The following is a 22152-nucleotide window of genomic DNA, read 5'->3' as shown; positions in this document are numbered from 1 at the left end:
ATGCTCTACTGGATTTAGAGTTTCCCACTACCTACCGTGGTCAGTCTTTTTACTACCTTTTCACGTCCTAAAAGTGGTAAAAATTTTCCCATTTCAGGCCCATGCGTTATCCCTGTAAGAGCTTGACGCAACGGCATAAACAAAGCTTTTCCTTTTCGCCCCGTTTTTTCCTGCAATGCTGTCGTCCAAATTTTCCAGCTTTCATCATTCAATACTCCGTCAGGTAACGAATGAACAGACTGTTGTGCATAAACACGATCTTCAGGTGAAATTATATCAAAGCTCTTATCAGTATGAATAATTTTCCACCATAAGGCTGCATCATTCAGCTTAGTAATATTGTTTTTTACCGTATTCCAAAAATATTCTGCTTGTTCTCCATGAATAGAAAATTTTTCAAGTCGTGTCTTAATATCTTCATAAGTTAATTCGTGAACAAAATGACTATTCAATACAAGAAGATCAGCCACATCAAATTTTGCTGATGATTTTGATGTATCTTCGAGATGAAAATGCTTTAAAAGAGTATCTTGATTAGAATATGCCTGCACATTTTGCGATGTTCCAATTAACACTGCAAGACACTGAACAGCCATAGATTCAAAGCCATCTTCGCGTAAAGAACGAATGGAAAGATCACTATTTCGTTTTGAAAGCCCTTCTCCTGAAGCTGTTGTTAATAAATTAATATGACCAAAAATTGGAGGCACTGCATCGAGGGCTTTAAAAAGAGTAATCTGCGCAGCAGTATTAGCAACGTGATCACCGCCACGAATAATATGTGTAATAGCCATATCTATATCATCAACGACAGAAGGTAGAGTGTAAAGATAGCTCCCATCCTCACGAATTAAAACAGGATCTGACATAGAAGCCAAATCGATCATCTGCCTACCTTTTACGATATCATCCCAATAAACTTCTGTTCGTTTAGTTTGAAATGGATTACTTTCAAAATTAGGCAAAAGAAACCGCCAATGAGGTTTACGACCTTGATCCTCAAAAGCTTTTTTATCTTCTAATGCCAATTTTAATGCATCACGATTATAAACAGGAGGTAATTTACGTGAAAGTTGTATTTTACGGCGTCGATCCAATTCCTCTGCTGTTTCATAGCAGGGGTAAAGGAGGCCACGTTGTTTTAAAACTTCTGCAACTTCATCATATCGATTAAAACGTTTAGACTGATAATAAACTTCATCTGGTTGAATACTAAGCCATTCGAGATCAACCATAAGAGCATCAATATATTCTTGTTTGGACCGCTCAGCATCTGTATCATCATAACGTAAAATAAATGTACCGTTATGCGCTTTCGCGTACAGCCAATTAAACAATGCAATACGAGTATTTCCTATATGAATATAACCTGTTGGAGATGGGGCAAAACGAACTTTTATCATCAAAATAATGCTCAACTTTTATCGCGAAAATAATTGGTAATAGGGTAACGACGATCACGCCCGAAGTTTTTATAACTAATTTTCACACCCGGTGCAGATTGCCGTCTTTTATACTCAGCCAAATAAAGCAAATGTTCTACTTTCTCAACTGTTTGCCGTGAGTGTCCACGCTTAAGAATATCACAAACACTCATGTCATCTTCTACAAGAGATTGCAAGATATCATCTAAAACAGGATAAGGAGGAAGAGAATCCTCATCTTTTTGATTGTCCCGAAGCTCTGCAGAAGGTGCTTTTGTTGTAATATTACTTGGAATGACAATTCCTTTGGGTCCCAATAAATTCTGCAAGTAATTTTTATTACGCCACTCAGCTAATTTATAAACCTGCGTTTTATAAATATCTTTAATGGGATTAAAACCACCATTCATATCGCCATAAAGCGTGGCATACCCAACGGCCATTTCCGATTTATTACCTGTCGTTATTACCATCGAATCAAATTTATTTGAAAGAGCCATTAAAATGCTTCCACGTACACGGCTTTGAAGATTTTCCTCTGTAACATCAGCTTTCAACCCTGAAAAAATAGGAGCCATTATGCTCAAAAAACTCTCAACAAGTTTAAAAATAGGTATTATTTCATAACGACATCCTAAAAGATGAGCACAATCTTTAGCATCCTTTAATGATTCCTGTGATGTATAATAATAAGGCATCATCACAGCATGAACCCTTTCAGCTCCCAACGCATCGACCGCAATTGCAGCACAAAGTGCTGAGTCAATTCCTCCTGAAAAACCAAGAAGCACATCCTTAAAACGGTTTTTATTGACATAATCCTTTAAACCTAAAACACAGGCATGGTAATCAGCAGCGATCCCATCTAAAAGTTCTTCATTTGGACCAGAAATACATTGCCACCTAATAGATTTTCTTTGCCAATGACTCAAGGCAATCTGACTTTCAAAATGCTTCATTTGAAATACTATTTGACCGTGTTCATCCAGTGCAAAAGAACCTCCATCAAATACTAATTCATCTTGGCCTCCAACTTGATTAGCATAAATAATTGGCACACATGATTGAATAGCTTGTGCACGAACAATTTCTAAACGCTTTTGCATTTTATTACGGTAATAAGGGGACCCATTAGAAACGAGAATAATCTCGGCTCCTTTATGGCTAAGTTCAGCACAAATAGAAGGATCGTTCCAAATATCTTCGCAAATCACAACTCCTAACGTTATCCCACGATAAACAATAGGCTCAGGACGTGGACCAGAAGAAAATACGCGCTTTTCATCAAATTCACAATAATTAGGTAAATCACACTTAAAACGTTCCGTAATCACCTGCCCATCATCAAGAAGCATGATACCATTATAAAGGCTATTATCACGTTTTAAAGGAACGCCAATAATAATTCCAGGCCCTTCTTTCGTGAGTTGTGCTAACTTTCTCACAGCACCTTCACATGCTTTTGTAAAAGAAGATTTAAGAACAAGATCTTCAGGGGGATAAGCACTTATAAAAAGCTCAGTCAACAAAACAAGATCAGCATTCTGTTCGTAAGCTTTTTGATATGCCATTTTCGCAAGAGAAAAATTTCCCTTAATATCACCAATGATAGGATTTAATTGAGCAATTACAATCCGCAAATCGTCTTTTATAAGTTTTTGTGTCATTGTATCAATTTAGCGTGGCCATCAATCAGTTTCAACCATCAAAGGACTTTTTACCAAAAGTGCTTACTTCCATAAAAATTGGAAATAAATAACAGAATAGGATTGTTACCTAAACCTTCTCCCTAAAATAACCGAAGCAGCATCACGACTTTTTTCAAAAGTTCAACAAAAAAAGCCAATTCAGGTAATCGATTCCCGTTTAATCTTATATCACAATGAAGTACTTATTATAGCAATCAGAAATATCTTTTTCTGAAATGGCTTTCATATTGTCTGTATATTTAGTAACGTCGCATCCTATCACTGCAATATGAATACGCCTGGGCAAGCCCCCTTTTCCCAATAAACTGAGAAAAAATTCTCAAATTCTTTTAAAATATAATTAAAAGAACGCATTTATAATCATTAGCCGTAATTGTATTACTATGTATTGAATCACAAAAACAATACTACGATTCTCACATTTAACCACACCAATTAATTTAAGAAGATAGTTCCAAACCTATCATAACCAAAACGCATAATAATGATATAAGTCGCTCCGGTTTGTTTATAGGATTGAGAATATCAATCAATTTCAAAAGCTCATCAGAATTAATAGAAGAATTACATTTTAATCCAATAGAATTTTTCTACGATAATGTTCTACATGCACATGATTAAGATAACATGCATGATCAGCAATCTATAACATATGGCCAGATACCGCATACCAATTATCAAAGGTTGCATTAATTCCTATCAAAGCCTAACAAAAACGCTTTGTGGCTTATATAAGAACATGCTTCACGTAATGAGAGATTCATTTTAGCTGTACCTCCTATTAAATGTATAAAATCGATTACTTTAGAAATACGCTTTGTTAATAGCTCATAACGTTGTGGACTATTAAAATAAAATCTAATATCCATTTATCGACATCTTCTAGATTAGCATACCCGCCTTATTAAAAAGCACGCAATAAATTAAGTGTTGCCCTCAACTAATGATAAACCATGGACATTCATTAAAAGTACAAGCAGTTTTATTAAATTTAGTCCCATTAATGACATTCTCTCTATAAGGAAACAATTCTTTATTTTCTTTTCTTCCATATCAGAAAAGCGTATTTCTGAAAATTCACCAACAGTATAATCAATTTTAACAACTGACTTAAAACTCTCAAAAGTTAAAATGACTGCCATGTATAAAAATACACGAAAAAAATCACGGATATGAACAACCTTATGCTTAGCAAAACTTTCTGCACAATCTCCCCCGTAATAAAGCTGCTAGCTCATTCTTTAAACTAGCACACTTCACCATAAAAAAATAAAGAGAATATTTGCTCAATTCTTCTCTAATTTCCGCTAATATAGATTTATCGGGACAAGTTAGAATTTGTTTAATTAATTTTCTCTCCAAGATTCAAGGAGCTATTTTTTTATCATCGCATCCTCTCTAAAGCCTATCTAATCAGCCTACAGTATGCAAATCTTTATAATTTTCTATAACATCCGCTATTTAACTTTCTAATTTCTTTCCATTTTCATATATATAACTCGGTTTATACATCGTTACCAACTCTTCTGCGGATGTTGGATGAACTGCCATAGTTTCATCAAATACATCTTTTGTCAGCTTTCCTTTCAGGGCAACTCCAACAAGTTGAGCCATTTCACTAGCACCTTCTCCCAAAATATGAGCACCAATAACAATACGGCTCTGACCATCAACAATCAATTTCATAAACATCTTTTCTGCATTACCAGAAAGAGTATTACGCAAAGAACGAAATTGTGTACGATAAATTTCAACACGCTTATAATCACGAATGGCATCTTCCTCTGAAAGACCGACAGTTCCAATCTCTGGCTGCGAAAAAACAGCTGTCGCAATTAAATTATAATTCGGTATCGTTGGAGTATCTTCAAAAGCAGTTTTAATAAAACACATTGCTTCATGTATAGCAACAGGTGTTAACTGAACATGACCTGTTACATCACCAACAGCCCAAATGTGAGGTATATTTGTTGTCATTTTTTCATCAACAATAATAGCGCCATCCTTATTAAGTTTAACACCTGCCCTCTGAAGTTCTAAGCCTTTTGTATTTGGCACACGTCCCGTAGCCAACATAACCTGATCAGTGTTAAGAATTTGTCCATTCGATAAAACAACGTTATAGTGGCCATTTTGAGATTCAACCTGATTAACTGTAGCCTCATAGATAATAGAAATTCCCTTTTCAATCATCGCATCATTTAATAACCGCCGCAAATCATAATCAAAACCACGAAGAAATAAATCACCACGATGAACTAATGTTGTTTTCACACCTAATTCGTGAAAAATACCAGCAAATTCAAGAGCTATATAACCACCACCAACAATAACTATTGATTTTGGTAATTTTTCAAGATCAAAAATCTCATTAGAAGTAAGACATAACTCACCGCCTTTTATTGCAAAATCTCGCTCCGTTGCCCCTGTCGCAATCAAAATCTTTTCTGCTTTTACTCGCTCACCTGTTGCAGAAAGCTCTAATGTATGCTCATCAATAAAAACAGCGCGACTCTTATAAATTTGAACATTGTTAAGTTCTAATTCCTTAGAATAAAGCGCCTCTAACCTCGATAATTCTATATTTTTACCTTTAATCAACTTGCTCCAATTAAAAACTGGATTAACATATTCCCAGCCAAAACCAATGCTATCCTTAAATTCGTGTGCATATTGCGATGCATAAACAAACAATTTTTTAGGAACACAACCGCGAATAACACAAGTTCCTCCCACACGATGTTCTTCTGCTATAGCAACACGCTTCCCCAGTTGTCCAGCAAGACGAGCAGCACGTACTCCACCCGATCCCCCTCCAATAACGAACAAATCATAAAACATCATAAAACATCATAAAATATCCTTTCCCACGCGTTTTCACTGTACAAGTACTACTTTTTGTCAACAAATAAAAGCTTTTTCTTTTTTCTGATTTTTTTATACAAAGATAATACTCTCAGAGCACTCTTCTTCCTTAAAGTAGTATCTAACTGCTGCTTTTAAATAAAACGCTTATAATACTCATGAAACTAATGAATTACATTGGAGATTGTGAAGAAGTAGATTCCATAGGAGTAATAGAATTATTTAAGTTAAGTGTTTGGGACATTTCTTTTTCTACATTTTTTATAAGATCCTGTATTACAGTAGAAGACCATGCATCAAATGCAGAATAAGCATCGCGCGCAACATCTGGAACTGTCATCAAAAATTTTTTACCAACATCAGAACTGTAAAATGCTGAAATTTTATCAAGTTCTTCCTGACTAAAATGCTTTGCATATACATAGGCCACTTCTTTCTCTAAATCAGCACGCCGTTTAGCTAAAGCAAGCGCTTCTTTATCAACAATTACAGAAATATTTTTTTCTAAGTTTGGATCATTACTTATTAATTTTTCTTTAATATCACGTGCTGCCATTGGTAAAAAACTATCAAACTGATCAGTTGCACGAATAGCACTAATCACCTTTTTAGCTGAATCTAAATGTTTATCACTCACATCTTGCGCATAAGTTATTTGAATATTCACAATCAAAATAGCAACTGCACTAAGTAATGTTATAAGTTTCTGAAAAAAAACTGTTATTCTCATAATAATGATGACTCCATAGAATTATAGTTTGAATTTATTATTTTAAATTTTTAACAAGTTTTCAATTACTAGATGATTCTAAAAATTTTATTGTACCATCTGCCATAGCTACAATTACACGAGAAGCAAAACCTAAAAAAAGACCATGTTCAACAACACCAGGAACTCCCAATAACGCATCTGATAATTCTTTTGGATTTAGAATAGATCCTAAAAATGCATCAACAATAAAATGACCGCCATCAGTCTCAAAAGGAATATCTCCATTCATACGTAATTTAATTTCTCCTGAAAGTCCTAAATTATTCACTACCTTTTCAATCGCTTTGCATGTAGCATTCATCCCAAATGGATTAACTTCTATTGGCACCCCAGAAGCACCAAGCGTTTTTACCATCTTTGTTTCATCAGCAATAATAAACATCTCATCAGATGCAGATGCTACAATTTTTTCATGCAATAATGCTCCACCCCTTCCTTTGATCAAGCTCATCTGAGGATCGATTTCATCAGCTCCATCAATACAAAGATCAAGCTTAGATATTTTATCTAAAGTAGTAATAGGCACTCCAAACTGACGACATAAATGCTCAGAATGATATGAAGTAGCAACACCAGTTATCCTTAAACCATTTGTAATGCACTCACCAAGAAGACGAATAAATTCATTTACTGTAGAACCAGAGCCTATACCAAGATTCATATCATCTTGCACAAATTCAAGCGCTTGAGCAGCAGCCATTTTTTTTAATTTTTGGATATCCATACATTACCTTCCTTTATATCAATTCAATGAGCAATATTTATTATGAATTATAAAAAACGATTTATCGCTCTAAGCAGCTATAACTTTATTTGTTAGCTTATTGGAAATAAGACTTGTTATATAGAATACAGTAATTAACTATTCTGTTTTTTAATAAAAGGCTTATAATTTATAAAATAATTATTTAAAAATCCTAATACAAAGTATGCTCCTATAGGCTTATAAAGCAGGAAAATATCAAGAAAATGCCTACTTTAAAAAAATGATTATTAGCTATTGATTCTTTCTAATTAATTTATAAATTAATCGAATGATGTAGTAAAATGTGCCAGTTCATTTTCCTCATGTTATTGAATCATTCACATCAAGGATAAAGAGGACTAGCCCAACACTTAATCAAGGCAATATATTAGTATCATTTCTTGTATTAGTCGTATCTAGTACTAAAAACAAAATAGGACAATAGAATACTATGAAAGGTCATCCACAAGTTATCGAGCAACTCAATAAAGCTCTTTCTCTTGAGCTTAGTGCTGTTAATCAATATTTGTTGCATTCTTCTCTTATAGAAAACTGGGGCTATATCAAATTAGCTAAAATAGAGCGCAAAGAATCTATAGAAGAAATGGAACATGTAGATAAACTCATTAAGCGTATTACTTTTCTTGAAGGACATCCAAATATTCAAACTTCTGAGCCTTTACGTATTGGAAAAAACCTCAAGGATATTTTAGAATGTGATCTTGCCAGTGAATATGAAGCTCGAGAATTTTATTTAAAATCACGTGAAATTTGTGCTAAGCTTTCTGATCATGTCTCAAAGAAATTGTTTGATGAATTGCTTGAAGACGAAGAAAATCATATTGATTTTCTTGAAACTCAACTTCAGCTTTTTAAAACAATAGGAGAAGAGAAATATAGTCAGCTCAATGCAAGCTCTGCTGAATGTGAATGTTAGAAAAACTATTATCTCATTTGTGAAATGAAGTTATTATAAAATTTATATAGAGGCTATAAATTAGCTAGCCTTTATAAATTTTTTCTATGAATATTCCATGGTCTATAAAAACCTGCAGAAGACCAAAGAGTGCTTTTGTTTTTAGTCAGTATAACACTTCCTCGCGATAATAATTGTTGAGACGTAAATGTTATTGCATTTATTGAATCGCATGTTTCATTGCTTGTTGCATGTTTTTTAATTATGATATCTGCTTTTATGCAATGATCTGTCTCTCCGTATAAAATAGCAATTTTAAATCCATTTTCTAATAAAGTTGTACAGATCTTATCATCACAAATAAATTGTCCTTTGAGAGATGGACCAATTTTTGTTGGTTTAATGGTTTTATTTATGCGAAACGATTTTTCCCATAAAGATATTGTAAACTTAGAAGGATGATAACGATCAACATATAATATCTTGTCATTCAAAACACCTACAATTTTCATATCATCTGCTATGATTAACTGTACAGGTGACTGCATCATACAAACTAGAATACCTGCCAAAATAAAAAAAACAAAGAAGAGTCTAATAGCCGTTTTTAAAAAAGTGAGCCCAACTAAACCGATACTTAATAAAATCAATGCAGATAGCGGGATAAATCCAGGATTTAAAACAGGAGAAATAGCCTGTATTGCATAAGCAATTTTTATCATAAGGTTCGTACCAAATCCCATAATCTGCAAAGGCCACCATTCAAGCCCAAAAAACATTGAAAAGGCTGAAAGTAGTCCAAATTGCATGATGAAAATTGATACTATAGGCAAAGCTAAAGCATTACTGATAACACCTAAAAGAGCTACATTAGAAAAATGATAAGCTGCATAAATCCCACTTGCAGAACCAGCTACTAATGAGGACATACAAGTTGAAAAAACGGATAAAAAGACAAAACGAAGCACCTTTCCTCCAATATAAGAAGGTGCTGTATTTCCTTTACAAGAGCAATACCCATCACTCCACCAGGAAAAAGCAGCAATCAAAGCTACGGTTGCAGAAAATGACATTTGAAAACTAGGCTCTAATATCTCATGCGGACTTATAGCTACAGTTACTAAACCAGCAATAGCAAAATTACGCATTGTTACAGCAGAGCGATTACATAATATAGCAACCAACATAACAGCTACCATCAAAAAACTTCTTTGTGCAGCAATATTTGCATCAGACAATATCAAATAAAAAGCTGTAACTATTAATGCAGCAATGGCAGCAAATTTTTTAACTGAGTAATAAGAGGAAAAGACTGGAAAAAATGCAAAAAAGCTCCGTATAATAATAAAAACCATACCACTCAGTAAAGCCATATGCAGACCTGATATTGATAAAATATGTGCCAATCCGGCTATACGTAATGCTTCATTGGTATTATGTGAAATACCCCCTCTCTGCCCTGTTATTAAAGCAGCAGAAACTCTCCCTCCTTCTCCACCAACCGCTTTAACAATTTTTTCAGTCATTTGCATGCGTAAATTTTCAATTTTTTGTAAAACTTTTCCTAGCATCATATCAGGCTGAAGAACTGATATCTTTTTGGGTTTTCCTAAATAAAATCCCTGTGCACCAATTCTTTTAAAATAATTATGAAAACTAAAATCATAACTTCCTGGACGTATCGCTCCAGATAAAGCACGAAGCTTTACTTTCCCATATAAGCCATCTCCAGGAGTTAACCCATCTGGTAAAGACTTTGCGACTAAATGCACCCGATTGAGATTATAAGATAAAGTAGGTTTTTCTGTCTTCAAAACATCTACTTTTAAGCGAAATCCCCCTTTCCCTACAGACTTAATAGAAACAATTCGTCCTGTTAATATGGTAACAACATCGCGACTCAACATTGGCGTAGACATATGCCATGTTTCTATTTTTGCAGCCAAAGCGCCTAATACAATACAAAATAAAAATCCAGTTATAAACCATATCTTCCGATAACACCGTAAAACATATAACAGGCTAGGGAATATAATAATCAATATAACAAATTGTTTCCAACTTGGTTCTTGCTCTAAGCTGAAATAAAAAATAATGCCTGTAGAAAAAAAGACAAAAACTAATAAGAAAAGCAGCCCAAAAGAAATTTCTCTGTTTATACAATCTATCAGCCACTTCCAGAAAAAAACTACTTTTTCCTTAAAAAAGGAAAATAAAGAGTCCTCTTTCCTATTATAGATAGCATTGCTTGCACCATCAATAACAAACCGATCACCCTTCTGTAACAAAACAAGACTTTTTCTTTGTGAGAAAAAACCTCCTGGTAGATCATCTTTAACTTTATTTTGATCTAACATCCGCAAATCCCCACTTTACTTGCAATGCGGCTATTGCACACCCTAATACCTATGCTAACATAGTTCTTCAATAAAATTCATAAATAACATCTTAATTTTAGAGGATAATGTCTGTGTCTGTTATTACCCGTTTTGCACCATCTCCTACAGGATTCCTTCATATTGGTAGCGCTCGTACCGCACTTTTTAACTGGCTTTATGCAAAACATACTGGAGGAAAAATGCTTTTACGTATTGAAGATACAGATCGAGAACGTTCAACAGAAGCTGCAGTTAAAGCTATCATAGATGGTTTGCACTGGATGGGACTCCAGTATGAAGGAGATCCTATTTCACAATTCAAACGAGCAGAGCGTCACCGTCAAGTTGCTGAACAACTGGTAAAAGATGGCAAAGCTTATTATTGCTATGCAACACTTGAAGAATTAGCTGAAATGCGTGAGAATGCTTTTGCAAAAGGTCTCCCAGCACGCTATGATGGGCGCTGGCGCGATCGTGATATTTCTGAAGCCCCTAAAGGAATCAAACCTGTCATTCGAATTAAAGCTCCACAAGATGGTGAAACAATTTTGCACGATCGTGTTCAAGGTGATATTCGCTTTCCTAATAAAGATCTAGATGACTTTATAATTTTACGTTCTGATGGCTCTCCAACTTACATGCATGCTGTTGTTGTTGATGATCATGATATGGGGGTAACACATATAATTCGTGGTAATGATCATCTTACAAATGCAGCTCGCCAAGCAATTATCTTCAATGCAATGGGATGGGATATCCCTGTTATGGCCCATATTCCGCTCATCCATGGTGAAAACGGTGCAAAATTATCAAAACGGCACGGTGCGCTAGGTATTGATGCATATCGGAAAATGGGATATCTCCCCATTGCCTTGCTCAATTACCTTGTTCGTCTAGGTTGGAGCCATGGTAATGATGAAATTATTTCAATAGAAGACATGATTGCCTGGTTTGATATTGATGATATCAATAAAAGTGCTGCTCGTTTTGATTTCAAAAAATTAGATGCCATCAACGGACACTATATGCGTCTAAGTAATAATCAAGATCTATGTGATGCTGCATTTAATATTTTACCAGAAAATGCAAATGAATTAAAAATAACAAAACAACTTGATGAAAAACATCGTGCGCAATTTCTAGCTGCAATACCAATTCTGAAAGAACGTTCAAAAACGTTGCTTGAACTTATTAATGACGCATCATTTATCTTCGCACAACGACCGTTGCCTCTTAATGAACAAGCAAAAACACTCTTAGATGAAAATGGTCAAACTATTTTAAAAGGAATTTATCCTATTCTAATGTCATGCCAAAAATGGGATGCAAAAACTTTGGATGAAACCATCCGACATTATGCACAAATACAAAAACTTAAATTTGGAGCTGTTGTTCAACCACTTCGAGCCGCCCTCACAGGACGCGTAACATCACCAGGAATTTTTGATATGCTTATCTTATTAGGAAAAGATGAGTCCCTGAACCGCATTAATGACCAAATTACCTGAACAGTATATTAATTTAATATATAAAACTAGAAAATATTAAAGTATAATTCTCTCAATGAAAAATAAATTTGTTTTTTAATTTAAAAAATTGAAATAAATATTAAAAAAAACTATGCTAAACAATATTTCAGATTGCATAAACAAAATTTTAGAGTCAATCTATTCTTAAAATAGGTAGGAAAAGCTTTAACTATAAATTGCTATAGCTAATAAAACAGCATATCAATTTAAAAAAATGGAAGCACTGAAAGGAAATATTTAATGTCCGAAAATAAAGCATATATGACTGTCAATGGTAAAAAAATAGAATTACCTGTCCGTAAAGGTACCATTGGCCCTGATGTCATTGAGATTGCATCTCTTTATAAAGAAACTGATACCTTTACTTATGATCCTGGCTTTACCTCAACTGCCTCTTGTGAATCAAAAATCACGTATATCGATGGTGACAAAGGAGTCCTACTTTATCGCGGTTATTCTATTGACCAACTTGCTGAAAAAGGTGACTTTCTCGAAAGCTGTTATCTTTTGCTTTATGGAGAACTACCAACCAGACAAGAAAAAATTGATTTTGACTACCGTATTATGCAACACACGATGGTGCATGAACAATTTGCAAGATTTTTCCATGGCTTTCGTCGTGATTCTCATCCTATGGCTGTTATGGTTGCTTGCCTTGGAGCAATGTCTGCATTCTATCATGATTCCATTGATATTACAGATTCCCAACAGAGAATGATTGCTTCTATTCGTCTTATTTCCAAAGTACCAACCCTTGCTGCGATGGCATATAAATACAGTATTGGGCAACCATTTATTTATCCCCGTAACGATCTCAGTTATGCTGCAAACTTCCTTCATATGTGCTTTTCTGTTCCTTGCCAAGAATATAAAATTAATCCAGTACTTGCTCGAGCTATGGACCGAATTTTCACCCTTCATGCAGATCATGAGCAAAATGCATCTACATCAACGGTACGTCTTGCTGGTTCATCAGGAGCTAATCCATTTGCGTGTATAGCAGCAGGTGTGGCATGCCTTTGGGGACCAGCGCACGGTGGTGCTAATGAAACATGTCTAAAAATGCTGCAAGAAATAGGCACTGTTCAAAAAATTCCTGAGTTTATCGCACGTGCAAAAGATAAAAATGATCGTTTTCGTCTTATGGGTTTTGGTCATCGTGTCTATAAAAATTATGATCCACGTGCAAAAATCATGCAACAAACCTGCCATGAAGTCTTAAAAGAACTCAATATTCAAGATGATCCACTTCTTGATATTGCTATGGAACTTGAAAAAATTGCTCTAAATGATGAATACTTTATTGAAAAAAAGCTTTATCCTAATGTTGATTTCTATTCTGGTATCACATTAAAAGCCTTAGGTTTTCCAACTGAAATGTTTACTGTTCTCTTTGCATTAGCACGTAGTGTTGGCTGGGTTGCACAATGGAAAGAAATGATTGAAGATCCAGCACAAAAAATTGGCCGTCCACGCCAACTGTATACAGGTCCTTCAACACGTGAATATATTCCGATAAACGACCGCACAAATTCAAAAAAATAAAAAATCAATTAATAAAGCCTTAATTTATTGGGGCTTTATTTTTTTTGGTATTTCCTTCCAATTACCAATCTCATTTTTATCAGATAGAGTATATTGATCTTTCTATTTTTAAAAACATAAAGACGTCATATTAAGTTAAAATAAGGTCTTATATTACATTTAATTCTTCCTAGCCGCGGCTTAACTTGCATTCTAATAGACCATGCTCTTTAAAGATATGTTATGTCAATAACAAATAAAGAGGCTATAGAAACTACTTCAAACCGTGAAAAATTTAATCATTTTACTAAAAAATGACGTTAAGCTAGTAAATCTATTCTATCACTACTTTTTATCGATATTTTACCATTCTTAAAATTATTTATCATGTTTTCTATGCTTGATATGTTTCTTACTAAATGCAAACTGACGACATTAAAACATGTTTATTGCAACATAATAGAACAGTGCCCAGCCATTCCCAAAATATTAAACTATAGCATCATTAATTTAAAATAATGCTTATATAGAGATAATGAAAATACAACTCATATTTTACTTACTGTGAATTTCTTCCTGTACAGATATTATATACTCCTAACATGATAAAGACTTGTTATGATTATAATTAAATCAATACCAATAAATTTTTGTATTGCTCTTCATAAAGCTTACAGATTATAAAATATGTCATAGCATAGTATCTCTTTGTGCACTTCATAGGAGAGGATAATGAAATTATTGGCTGCAGCTTTCATAATAAGTGCAACACTATTTTCCCAATTCGTTAATGCTAAAACGTTGACAATTGCAACTGAAGGCTCCTATCCTCCATTCAATTATATTGACTCAAATAATAAACTTCATGGTTTTGATATTGATATAACTCATGCGCTTTGCAAAAAGATGAAAATTGAATGTGTTATCACTATTCAAGATTTTGATGGAATTATCCTAGGCCTTCTTGCTAAAAAATATGATGCTATTATTGCATCTCTATCCCCTACACAAGAGCGACTAAAAAAAATTGACTTTACAGATGCTTATTACAGTACAGAATTAGCTGCAATTGTTCCTAAAGATTCACAAATTAAAGAAATCTCAGTAGAAGCATTTAAAGGAAAAAATCTTGGTGTACAATTAAACACAACACAAGCTATATATGCAGAAAATCATTATGCATCTAAAGGGGTGAATATTAAACTCTATCCCACAACAAAAGAAGTAATACGTGATTTGTTAAGTAACCGCCTTGATGTCGTTATTCTTGATAAATTACAAATATTAGATTGGTTTAAACACAAAGGAAAAGATTGTTGCCATTTTTTAGGAAGTATTGAAGGAACTGAACTTCCTATTGCAATTGCTATACGCCAAAACAATGACGATCTTAAAAATCAGTTCAATAAAGCCATAAAAGAAATCCGTAATGATGGAACATATGATAAAATTACTAAAAAATACTTCCAAATTGATATTTATTAAGTATAAAATTAATTACAAATTGAGCAAATGATTTACGTTTTCAGCAAATAATTACTTCAAACCTTTATTAGGAGAATGGAGATGATTGACAGTTTATCATTGCTATCATTTAGCAATGGTGGGTGGGGTATGGTAATCCTGACAAGTGCAGGAATGACATTATCATTAGCTCTATGCTCCATAATTTTAGGTCTTCCTTTAGGGCTTATGAACGCAACAATGATTCAATCCAATATCAGGATACTTAAAGCTATAGCAACTTTATTTTCATCCGTATTTCGCGGACTACCAGAAATTTTAACATTGTTTTTCGTTTATTATGGCTTACAAAACTGTATTCAAGCTATATTTGATTTCTTAAATATTGACATAATATTTAGTATTAATGCTTTTATTGCTGGTGTTCTTGCATTCAGTATGGTTTTTGCAGCTTTTTCTTGTGAAGTTTGGCTTGCGGCATTTAAGATGTTTGATAAAAGCCAATATGAAGCAGCGCAAGTTCTAGGTCTCTCACGCTCAACAACATTTTTCCGGATTGTTTTTCCTCAACTTCTCCACAATGCTTTACCAGGCCTGTCTAACAATTGGCTTACTCTGCTTAAAGATACATCCCTCGTTTCAACTATCTCACTGCTTGATCTCATGCGACAAACTAATTTAGCTGCTACAGCAACCAATGAACCTATTTTGTTTTATCTTGTAGCATGCTTACTCTATCTATTATTTTCAGCAGTTTCTTCAGCAATTTTACGTTATCTAGATAAAATGCACTCAAGTAGGAATAAAAGGTACTAATCTAATGATTTCTGATGCGCCCTATTTTCTTTTTAATCCTGCACTTTTAAACCGTTATAGCCTAAAATTATTTGATGGCTTTATTGTTACTTTAAAACTTGTTTCTATTTCTTGTTCAATAGGACTTCTTCTTGGCATATTGATCACATTCATACGTTTATCTAATAATAAACCCTTACAATATTTGGCGCGTGCTTATATCTACTTTTTTCGCAGTTCTCCTTTATTGGCACAGCTCTTTCTCTTCTACTATGGACTTGGATCGTTGAGTAGCTTCTGGCAACAAATTGGCTTATGGTGGTTTTTTCAAAATGCTTGGTATTGTTGTCTTTTTATTTTTTCGCTTAATTCTGCTGCCTATCAAGCTGAAATCTTTAGAGGCAGCTTATTAGCAGTAGCAGCAGAACAACGAGAAGCATCAAAAGCTTTAGGACTGAATCGCTCTACAACATTTTTCAAAATTATTTTTCCACAAGCGATGGTAGTAGCATTACGCCCCTTAGGAAATGAATTTATTTTAATGACTAAATCTAGTGCTATTGCTTCACTCGTAACTGTCTATGATTTAATGGGTACAACTAAACTAATTTACTCACGTACTTTTGATTTCCAAGTTTATGTTTGGGCTGCTATTATTTATCTTATTATCGTCGAGCTTATTCATCGAGTTATTATTTTGATTGAACACTATCTAACCCGATATTTACGATAGATAAAAAATCATTATAAAAGCTTTTCGCCCAATCAAAATGCTAAATTAATCTATTTATTTATCAATTGAGAAAATGAAAAATGAATCTAGAAAATAAAAATAATCATCCTATTGATAATACAAAAAGTTTGATTATCTCTATCCGCCACTTAAATAAATGGTATGGGGATTTTCAGGTACTGTGTGATATCAACTTAGATATAAAAACTGGCGAACGTATTGTTATTTGCGGTCCATCAGGATCAGGAAAATCAACTCTAATTCGTTGTATTAATCAATTGGAGCAAGCACAAGAAGGTTCAATTTTAGTCAACAATGTTGATATTAATACAGCTCCCATACAACAACAAAAAAATATTTTACGTACAATAGGAATGCTTTTTCAAAACTTTAATTTATTTCCTCACATGACCGTTATACAAAATTGTATCTTAGCACCTATAACCGTTCACAAACTTTCTAAACAACAAGCAACAGAAAAAGCAATCCATTACCTTACACAAGTTGGTGTTGAAAAACACTGTAATAAGTATCCTTTACAACTATCTGGTGGACAAAAACAGCGTGTAGCTATAGCACGTGCTCTTTGTATGGAACCTCAAATAATGCTTTTTGATGAACCAACGTCAGCACTTGATCCAGAAAGCGTTGGAGAAGTCTTAGAGGTTATGGCTCAACTAGCAAATACCGGAATAACAATGCTTTGCGTTACCCATGAAATGGGGTTCGCTCGCAAAGTTTCAGAGAGGATACTCTTTTTAGAAAACGGAAAAATTATTGAAGACACAACATCGAGCACATTTTTTACTAATCCTAAAAGCCAACGTGCTCGTGATTTTCTAGCTAAAATCAAACATTAGCCATAAACATTATGGTATCAGCAATTTTTTATGCTCTGTTTTTTCCTTAAGAAACCGTATAATCGTTTGAGCAGCAATATCTTCTGATGGCACTTCTGTTTTCATTTTCGTTTCTATTATATCAAAGGAATCAAATTGTACATGCCGTAATAAATGGTTATGTAAAAGTTGTTCTATCTGCCTTGCTAACATGCCAGGTCGCAAAAATTCATTAAAATATTCGGACACAACAGGCTTATCAGCAATAATATTCGGAAGAGCAGAACTCCATAGTAATACTTTTGAAAAAAAAAATAATTTAAAAAAATAATCAAGCTTATAGCAAAGAATCATCGGAATTCTTGCCAGCGCTAATTCAAGTGAAACTGTTCCTAACGCTGCAAGTGCAACATCAGCTTCTGCAAAAGCAGACCATTTCTCATCTTCACCAACAACAATCTCAACCTCATTTTTCCAATCTTGCGTTAAAAGATGAATCTCATTTATTAAATACGGTAAAGTTGGTAAAATAATACGTAAATGAGGAATACGTTGTTTAACAATTTCTATTGCTTGTCCAAAAATAGGCATCAAACTGCGTATCTCTGACCTCCGTGATCCTGGCAAAACGACAATTGTAGGTTGCAATATTGGTTCATTACGTAAACGCTTTTTTTTCGATTGAACAGCTAAAAGCGGGGGATAGGTTAAAAGACGATGCCCAACATAAGTTGTATCTGGTCCATTCAAATCTTTTATAATCTTTTCTTCAAACGGAAAAATAGCCAATATATGATCAACAAATTTACGCATAATTTTAGCACGTTCTGGCCGCCATGCCCAAACAGTTGGCGCAACATATTGAATAATAGGAATAGAAGGTGCTAAAGTGCGTACTCTTTTTGCAACACGATGAGTAAAATCAGGACTGTCAATAATAATTAAACAATCAGGTTGTTCCTGTACAATGAACTTAGACAAATTACGAATATGCATCAATAGTAATGGCAATTTCTTTAATACTGCTCCTAAACCTATTAAAGCAATATCATTAAAGTCAAAAAAACTTTTCAAGCCTAATGCTTCTAAATGTCTGCCTCCAACACCAATCAAATAAATATTGCATTCTGTCTGTTTAGATAAAGAAGAAATCAAGTCTGCTCCAAGTAAATCACCAGATTCTTCACCTGCAATAACAGCAATTTTTAAAGAACTATTATTCATTATCCGTTGTCCTAAATGTTTCTATAAACAAAGAACGTTTATTTGCTTCCTCTATCGTTTTTTCTAAAGATAATATCAAACTTTTCTTTGCTTCCACTGCAATACCAGACAATCCACTTTTAGCAGCATTAATTACTGTTGTAGGTCCAATTGATGGCAAATCCACCCGATGATCTTGTTGTGGTTTTACACATTTCACAAGAACACCACCTTGCGGGACAATTTTCTGCCTTTCCCGCATTTCCTGAACTCGCTTTAACATATTATCAGTTCCCTTTGAATCTTCTACTGCTACCACTCGGCCATCAATAGCTACAGCTGCTTGTCCAATATCTAATCGACCTAAGCTTCTTGCTGCTTCAGCCGCCAAAAGAATATCAGCATTCTGCTTGGAATTAGCACGTTGCACTGTTAAATTAAATTCTATTGGAGCGAGTAAATCTGGTACAACTTCATGAGCACCAATAACACAAAAACCATAGTCTTCCAAAATACGGATAAAAGCTCTTAATAATGTATCATCTCCACTTCTCAATGCCTTAAATAACTTTGATAAAGCCGACAAAGTTGTCCAATCGGGCCGTAATTGCAAAAGAGATGGACGCTTTTTCACACCACCTGCTAAAATAATATTGTGAATTTCAGCCGCTTTTAAAATTTTAAATAATCGTGCTAATTCTACAATTGATAGTTCACAATGCTCATAATCATAAAGTGCCATATCAGCTTCACCACGCAAAAGAACAAGAAAAGGATTTTGTCCACGTTTTTCAAGTTCTTGAGCAACTACAGTAGGTAAAACACCGTTTCCAGCGATTATGGCAGTTCTACCGGAAAGAAAACTTCTGGCATTAGAAGAAGGCACTTTTAGTCCTTATGAATCTATCACGTTATCTTCAAATTTAGGCGTACAATAAAAACGTTTTCCCTTTTCTTGAATAAAATTAATTACATCAATTACAGATTGCGAAGTAGAATAAGAAGAAAAAACGTCATTAACACGTTCTTTAAACGGTTTATTGCGATCAAAAAGCATAGAAACTGCGTGACGTAAAGCGTGAATCTCTTTACGTGCAAGACCAGCACGCTTCATACCAATAATATTGAGTCCAGCAAGTCTCGCTTGTACACCAACAGCCGTTCCATAAGGAATCAAATCTCCAACCAATGCAGATACACCACCAATAAATGCATGATGTCCGATACGAACAAACTGATGAACAGCTGCACCACCACCAATAATAACATAATCACCAACTATAACATGACCGCCAATCATTGCATTATTTGCGAATGTCACATGATTTCCTACACAACAATCATGTGCAACGTGAGAATAAGAAAAGAATTGACAATTATCACCAACAACTGTTGTTCCTGAGCTTGAATCCGAGCCTCTATGCATCGTAACACCCTCACGAATCATACAGTTTTTACCAATAAAAAGAGTTGTATGCCCCCCTTTATGTTTATTATTCTGTGGCTCTGCACCTAAAACTGCATGAGGAAATATCTTACTATTCGCACCTATCACTGTCTCGCCCATTATGACAACATGACTCATTAAATGACATCCATCATCAATTACAGCTTTTGGACCAATATGACAAAACGGCCCTATTGATACATTTTTACCAAGTTGCGCTCCTTTTTCTACAAAAGCAGTTGGATGGATTTTTGTATCAGACATTCCCACATTCCTATTACATTATTTACTTTGATTCAACAATCATTGCAGAAACTTCTGCTTCAGCAACGCGAACATCTTCTACTTTTGCAATACATAAAAAACGTCTAATATTTGACCGTTTTTTTAATAATCGGACATGAATTTTCAGTTGATCACCGGGTGTAACCGGTTTACGAAATTTCGCATTATCAACAGTCATAAGATAAACTAAGCCTAATTCCTTACTATTTAAACTTAAAAGTGAAATCGCTCCCGCTGTTTGTGCCATAGCTTCTAAAATCAAAACACCAGGCATAACTGGCTTTTCAGGAAAGTGTCCCGTAAAATGGGGTTCATTAATTGTTACATTTTTAATGCCGATAGCTTCTTGATCACCATCAATTTCGATTATACGATCGATCAATAAAAATGGATAACGATGTGGTAATATTGACAATAATTTATCAATATCCATAGATTCTAGACTTTTAGTTTCTTCAGTATCGGTCATATCACCGTTTCTCCCTTTTTACTTTTCCGATACTACGCAATGCTGCCACTTCGCGAAACCATTGTTTAAATGGCCGTGCTGGACTGCCTCCCCATTTCTCTCCATCTGGAATATCATTCATAACACCACTGCCAGCAGCAATTTGAACACATTCACCTATTGTAATATGATCCGCAATGCCAACACTTCCCCCCAGCTGAGACATATCTCCTATAGATGTGCTTCCAGCGATTCCACATTGAGCAGCAATAAGGCAATAACGACCAATTTTCACATTATGAGCAATCTGCACCAAATTATCAATTTTGCTCCCCTCGCCAATAATTGTATCATCAAATGTACCGCGATCAATCGTTGTGTTTGCACCAATTTCTACACCATCTTGAATGATCACACGGCCAAGATGAGGAATTTTTTCAACACCAATAGCACTTCGAACGTAACCAAAACCATCCTGCCCAATACAAACACCAGGATAAATATAAACTCTATCACCGATTAAAGAATATTGAACTGTTACCTTAGGAGCAATATAGCAATCACGTCCAATACGACAATTTTCTCCAATAACAGCTGTTGATGAAATAAGAGTACCCGAACCAATTTCAACGTTTCTACCAATAACAGCTCCTGCCTCAACACACACATCATTTTCAAGTTTAGCACTTGGATGAATATGAGCATGCGGTGAAATTTCTTTTTGACCGAACCAAGGTGTTGGCCTAACAGAAGCAGGAAATAAAATACGTCCTACTTGAGCAAAATCACGTTGCGGTGTAGATGTCACCAAAACTGCAATAGTTTCAGGCACTTTAAAAACAATATCACTCGTACAAAAGACAGCAACCGCAGAGCTCCCTAATAAAGCATCAGAAAACTTTCGATTCTCTATAAAAACAAGAGAGCCCTCCCCAGCACTCTCTACAGAAGAAAGAGTATCTATAACTGTATTAGAAAACTCTGGATTAAGAAGCTTCGCACCTGTCAACTTTACTACGTCAGCAACTGTCAACCGCCGAGACGGCGTAAAAAAAAATGTATCCGCCATCAAAATA

At 34.6% G+C, this 22152-nt stretch carries 18 protein-coding genes and 1 pseudogene; 7 read left to right on the top strand and 12 right to left on the bottom strand.

The features are described from left to right. Positions 1-14: 14 nt before the first annotated feature. From gltX (Bho11B_RS03690) to rpiA, 6 genes and pseudogenes are all read right to left on the bottom strand, one after another. On the bottom strand, positions 15-1403 hold the full coding sequence (gene gltX, locus Bho11B_RS03690; protein ID WP_035005970.1) for a glutamate--tRNA ligase: 1389 nt from the start codon (positions 1401-1403) through the stop codon (positions 15-17). 11 nt (positions 1404-1414) lie between these two features. Further along, a complete protein-coding gene (locus Bho11B_RS03685; protein ID WP_078673697.1) occupies positions 1415-3091 on the bottom strand; it encodes an NAD+ synthase in 1677 nt (558 codons plus the stop codon). 122 nt (positions 3092-3213) lie between these two features. Further along, positions 3214-4486, bottom strand: a pseudogene (locus Bho11B_RS03680) (3-deoxy-7-phosphoheptulonate synthase); the annotation flags it as partial. A 108-nt stretch (positions 4487-4594) separates the two neighbouring features. After that, the gene (gene gorA / locus Bho11B_RS03675) at positions 4595-5974 is read right to left on the bottom strand and encodes a glutathione-disulfide reductase (RefSeq protein ID WP_371441553.1); all 1380 of its coding nucleotides are present in this window, start codon (positions 5972-5974) and stop codon (positions 4595-4597) included. Positions 5975-6170: 196 nt separating this feature from the next. Next, a complete protein-coding gene (locus tag Bho11B_RS03670) occupies positions 6171-6728 on the bottom strand; it encodes a DUF2059 domain-containing protein (RefSeq protein WP_035005974.1) in 558 nt (185 codons plus the stop codon). 61 nt (positions 6729-6789) lie between these two features. Continuing rightward, positions 6790-7494 (bottom strand): ribose-5-phosphate isomerase RpiA, encoded by a 705-nt coding sequence (gene rpiA / locus Bho11B_RS03665; protein WP_035005976.1) that lies wholly within the window; start codon positions 7492-7494, stop codon positions 6790-6792. Between the two features lie 472 nt (positions 7495-7966). Between rpiA and bfr the strand changes: the two genes are divergently transcribed. Then, positions 7967-8452 (top strand): bacterioferritin, encoded by a 486-nt coding sequence (gene bfr, locus Bho11B_RS03660; protein ID WP_078673695.1) that lies wholly within the window; start codon positions 7967-7969, stop codon positions 8450-8452. A 71-nt stretch (positions 8453-8523) separates the two neighbouring features. Here the strand turns inward: bfr and Bho11B_RS03655 are convergent, their stop codons facing one another. Then, positions 8524-10788 (bottom strand): ComEC/Rec2 family competence protein, encoded by a 2265-nt coding sequence (locus Bho11B_RS03655; protein WP_078674145.1) that lies wholly within the window; start codon positions 10786-10788, stop codon positions 8524-8526. Positions 10789-10901: 113 nt separating this feature from the next. Here Bho11B_RS03655 and gltX (Bho11B_RS03650) point away from each other — a divergent pair, with 113 nt between their 5' ends. The 6 genes from gltX (Bho11B_RS03650) to Bho11B_RS03625 all read left to right on the top strand — a co-directional run bounded on the left by gltX (Bho11B_RS03650) (position 10902) and on the right by Bho11B_RS03625 (position 17714). Continuing rightward, positions 10902-12317 carry a glutamate--tRNA ligase gene (gene gltX / locus Bho11B_RS03650; protein WP_035006686.1) on the top strand — a complete coding sequence of 472 codons (1416 nt, stop codon included), beginning with the start codon at positions 10902-10904 and terminating at the stop codon, positions 12315-12317. A 261-nt stretch (positions 12318-12578) separates the two neighbouring features. Continuing rightward, the gene (gltA, locus tag Bho11B_RS03645; RefSeq protein WP_078673693.1) at positions 12579-13883 is read left to right on the top strand and encodes a citrate synthase; all 1305 of its coding nucleotides are present in this window, start codon (positions 12579-12581) and stop codon (positions 13881-13883) included. 711 nt (positions 13884-14594) lie between these two features. Then, entirely contained in the window at positions 14595-15347 is a 753-nt protein-coding gene (locus tag Bho11B_RS03640) for a transporter substrate-binding domain-containing protein (RefSeq protein WP_078673692.1), read from the top strand. Between the two features lie 81 nt (positions 15348-15428). Beyond that, positions 15429-16142: an ABC transporter permease gene (locus Bho11B_RS03635; protein ID WP_035005981.1), complete on the top strand. Its 714-nt coding sequence runs from the start codon at positions 15429-15431 to the stop codon at positions 16140-16142. Positions 16143-16146: 4 nt separating this feature from the next. Then, a complete protein-coding gene (locus tag Bho11B_RS03630; protein WP_035005982.1) occupies positions 16147-16854 on the top strand; it encodes an ABC transporter permease in 708 nt (235 codons plus the stop codon). A gap of 80 nt (positions 16855-16934) precedes the next feature. Then, the gene (locus tag Bho11B_RS03625; RefSeq protein ID WP_078673691.1) at positions 16935-17714 is read left to right on the top strand and encodes an amino acid ABC transporter ATP-binding protein; all 780 of its coding nucleotides are present in this window, start codon (positions 16935-16937) and stop codon (positions 17712-17714) included. A 9-nt stretch (positions 17715-17723) separates the two neighbouring features. Here the strand turns inward: Bho11B_RS03625 and lpxB are convergent, their stop codons facing one another. From lpxB to lpxD, 5 genes are read right to left on the bottom strand one after another with little or no spacing between them, the layout of a single operon-like run. After that, on the bottom strand, positions 17724-18917 hold the full coding sequence (lpxB, locus tag Bho11B_RS03620) for a lipid-A-disaccharide synthase (protein ID WP_035005985.1): 1194 nt from the start codon (positions 18915-18917) through the stop codon (positions 17724-17726). Continuing rightward, positions 18910-19782 (bottom strand): LpxI family protein, encoded by an 873-nt coding sequence (locus tag Bho11B_RS03615; RefSeq protein ID WP_078673690.1) that lies wholly within the window; start codon positions 19780-19782, stop codon positions 18910-18912. The genes lpxB and Bho11B_RS03615 overlap by 8 nt, the downstream gene beginning before the upstream one ends. Before the next feature lie 9 nt (positions 19783-19791). Further along, positions 19792-20607, bottom strand: a complete 816-nt coding sequence (gene lpxA / locus Bho11B_RS03610) for an acyl-ACP--UDP-N-acetylglucosamine O-acyltransferase (protein WP_035005987.1) — start codon at positions 20605-20607, stop codon at positions 19792-19794. Between the two features lie 22 nt (positions 20608-20629). Continuing rightward, positions 20630-21097 carry a 3-hydroxyacyl-ACP dehydratase FabZ gene (gene fabZ / locus Bho11B_RS03605; protein WP_035005988.1) on the bottom strand — a complete coding sequence of 156 codons (468 nt, stop codon included), beginning with the start codon at positions 21095-21097 and terminating at the stop codon, positions 20630-20632. Between the two features lies 1 nt (position 21098). After that, entirely contained in the window at positions 21099-22145 is a 1047-nt protein-coding gene (lpxD, locus tag Bho11B_RS03600) for a UDP-3-O-(3-hydroxymyristoyl)glucosamine N-acyltransferase (protein WP_078673689.1), read from the bottom strand. Positions 22146-22152: the final 7 nt, after the last annotated feature.

Source organism: Bartonella sp. 11B, assembly GCF_002022625.1.
Classification (GTDB): domain Bacteria; phylum Pseudomonadota; class Alphaproteobacteria; order Rhizobiales; family Rhizobiaceae; genus Bartonella; species Bartonella rochalimae.
This window is presented reverse-complemented; position numbering and strand designations above follow the sequence as displayed.

What these genes read in the sequence shown, in the direction of transcription:
- gltX (WP_035005970.1), bottom strand. Translation starts at nt 1,403, where the DNA reads ATGATAAAAGTTCGTTTTGCCCCATCTCCAACAGGTTATATTCATATA.
- Bho11B_RS03685 (WP_078673697.1), bottom strand. Translation starts at nt 3,091, where the DNA reads ATGACACAAAAACTTATAAAAGACGATTTGCGGATTGTAATTGCTCAA.
- gorA (WP_371441553.1), bottom strand. Translation starts at nt 5,974, where the DNA reads ATGTTTTATGATTTGTTCGTTATTGGAGGGGGATCGGGTGGAGTACGT.
- Bho11B_RS03670 (WP_035005974.1), bottom strand. Translation starts at nt 6,728, where the DNA reads ATGAGAATAACAGTTTTTTTTCAGAAACTTATAACATTACTTAGTGCA.
- rpiA (WP_035005976.1), bottom strand. Translation starts at nt 7,494, where the DNA reads ATGGATATCCAAAAATTAAAAAAAATGGCTGCTGCTCAAGCGCTTGAA.
- bfr (WP_078673695.1), top strand. Translation starts at nt 7,967, where the DNA reads ATGAAAGGTCATCCACAAGTTATCGAGCAACTCAATAAAGCTCTTTCT.
- Bho11B_RS03655 (WP_078674145.1), bottom strand. Translation starts at nt 10,788, where the DNA reads ATGTTAGATCAAAATAAAGTTAAAGATGATCTACCAGGAGGTTTTTTC.
- gltA (WP_078673693.1), top strand. Translation starts at nt 12,579, where the DNA reads ATGTCCGAAAATAAAGCATATATGACTGTCAATGGTAAAAAAATAGAA.
- Bho11B_RS03640 (WP_078673692.1), top strand. Translation starts at nt 14,595, where the DNA reads ATGAAATTATTGGCTGCAGCTTTCATAATAAGTGCAACACTATTTTCC.
- Bho11B_RS03635 (WP_035005981.1), top strand. Translation starts at nt 15,429, where the DNA reads ATGATTGACAGTTTATCATTGCTATCATTTAGCAATGGTGGGTGGGGT.
- Bho11B_RS03630 (WP_035005982.1), top strand. Translation starts at nt 16,147, where the DNA reads ATGATTTCTGATGCGCCCTATTTTCTTTTTAATCCTGCACTTTTAAAC.
- Bho11B_RS03625 (WP_078673691.1), top strand. Translation starts at nt 16,935, where the DNA reads ATGAATCTAGAAAATAAAAATAATCATCCTATTGATAATACAAAAAGT.
- lpxB (WP_035005985.1), bottom strand. Translation starts at nt 18,917, where the DNA reads ATGAATAATAGTTCTTTAAAAATTGCTGTTATTGCAGGTGAAGAATCT.
- lpxA (WP_035005987.1), bottom strand. Translation starts at nt 20,607, where the DNA reads ATGTCTGATACAAAAATCCATCCAACTGCTTTTGTAGAAAAAGGAGCG.
- fabZ (WP_035005988.1), bottom strand. Translation starts at nt 21,097, where the DNA reads ATGACCGATACTGAAGAAACTAAAAGTCTAGAATCTATGGATATTGAT.
- lpxD (WP_078673689.1), bottom strand. Translation starts at nt 22,145, where the DNA reads ATGGCGGATACATTTTTTTTTACGCCGTCTCGGCGGTTGACAGTTGCT.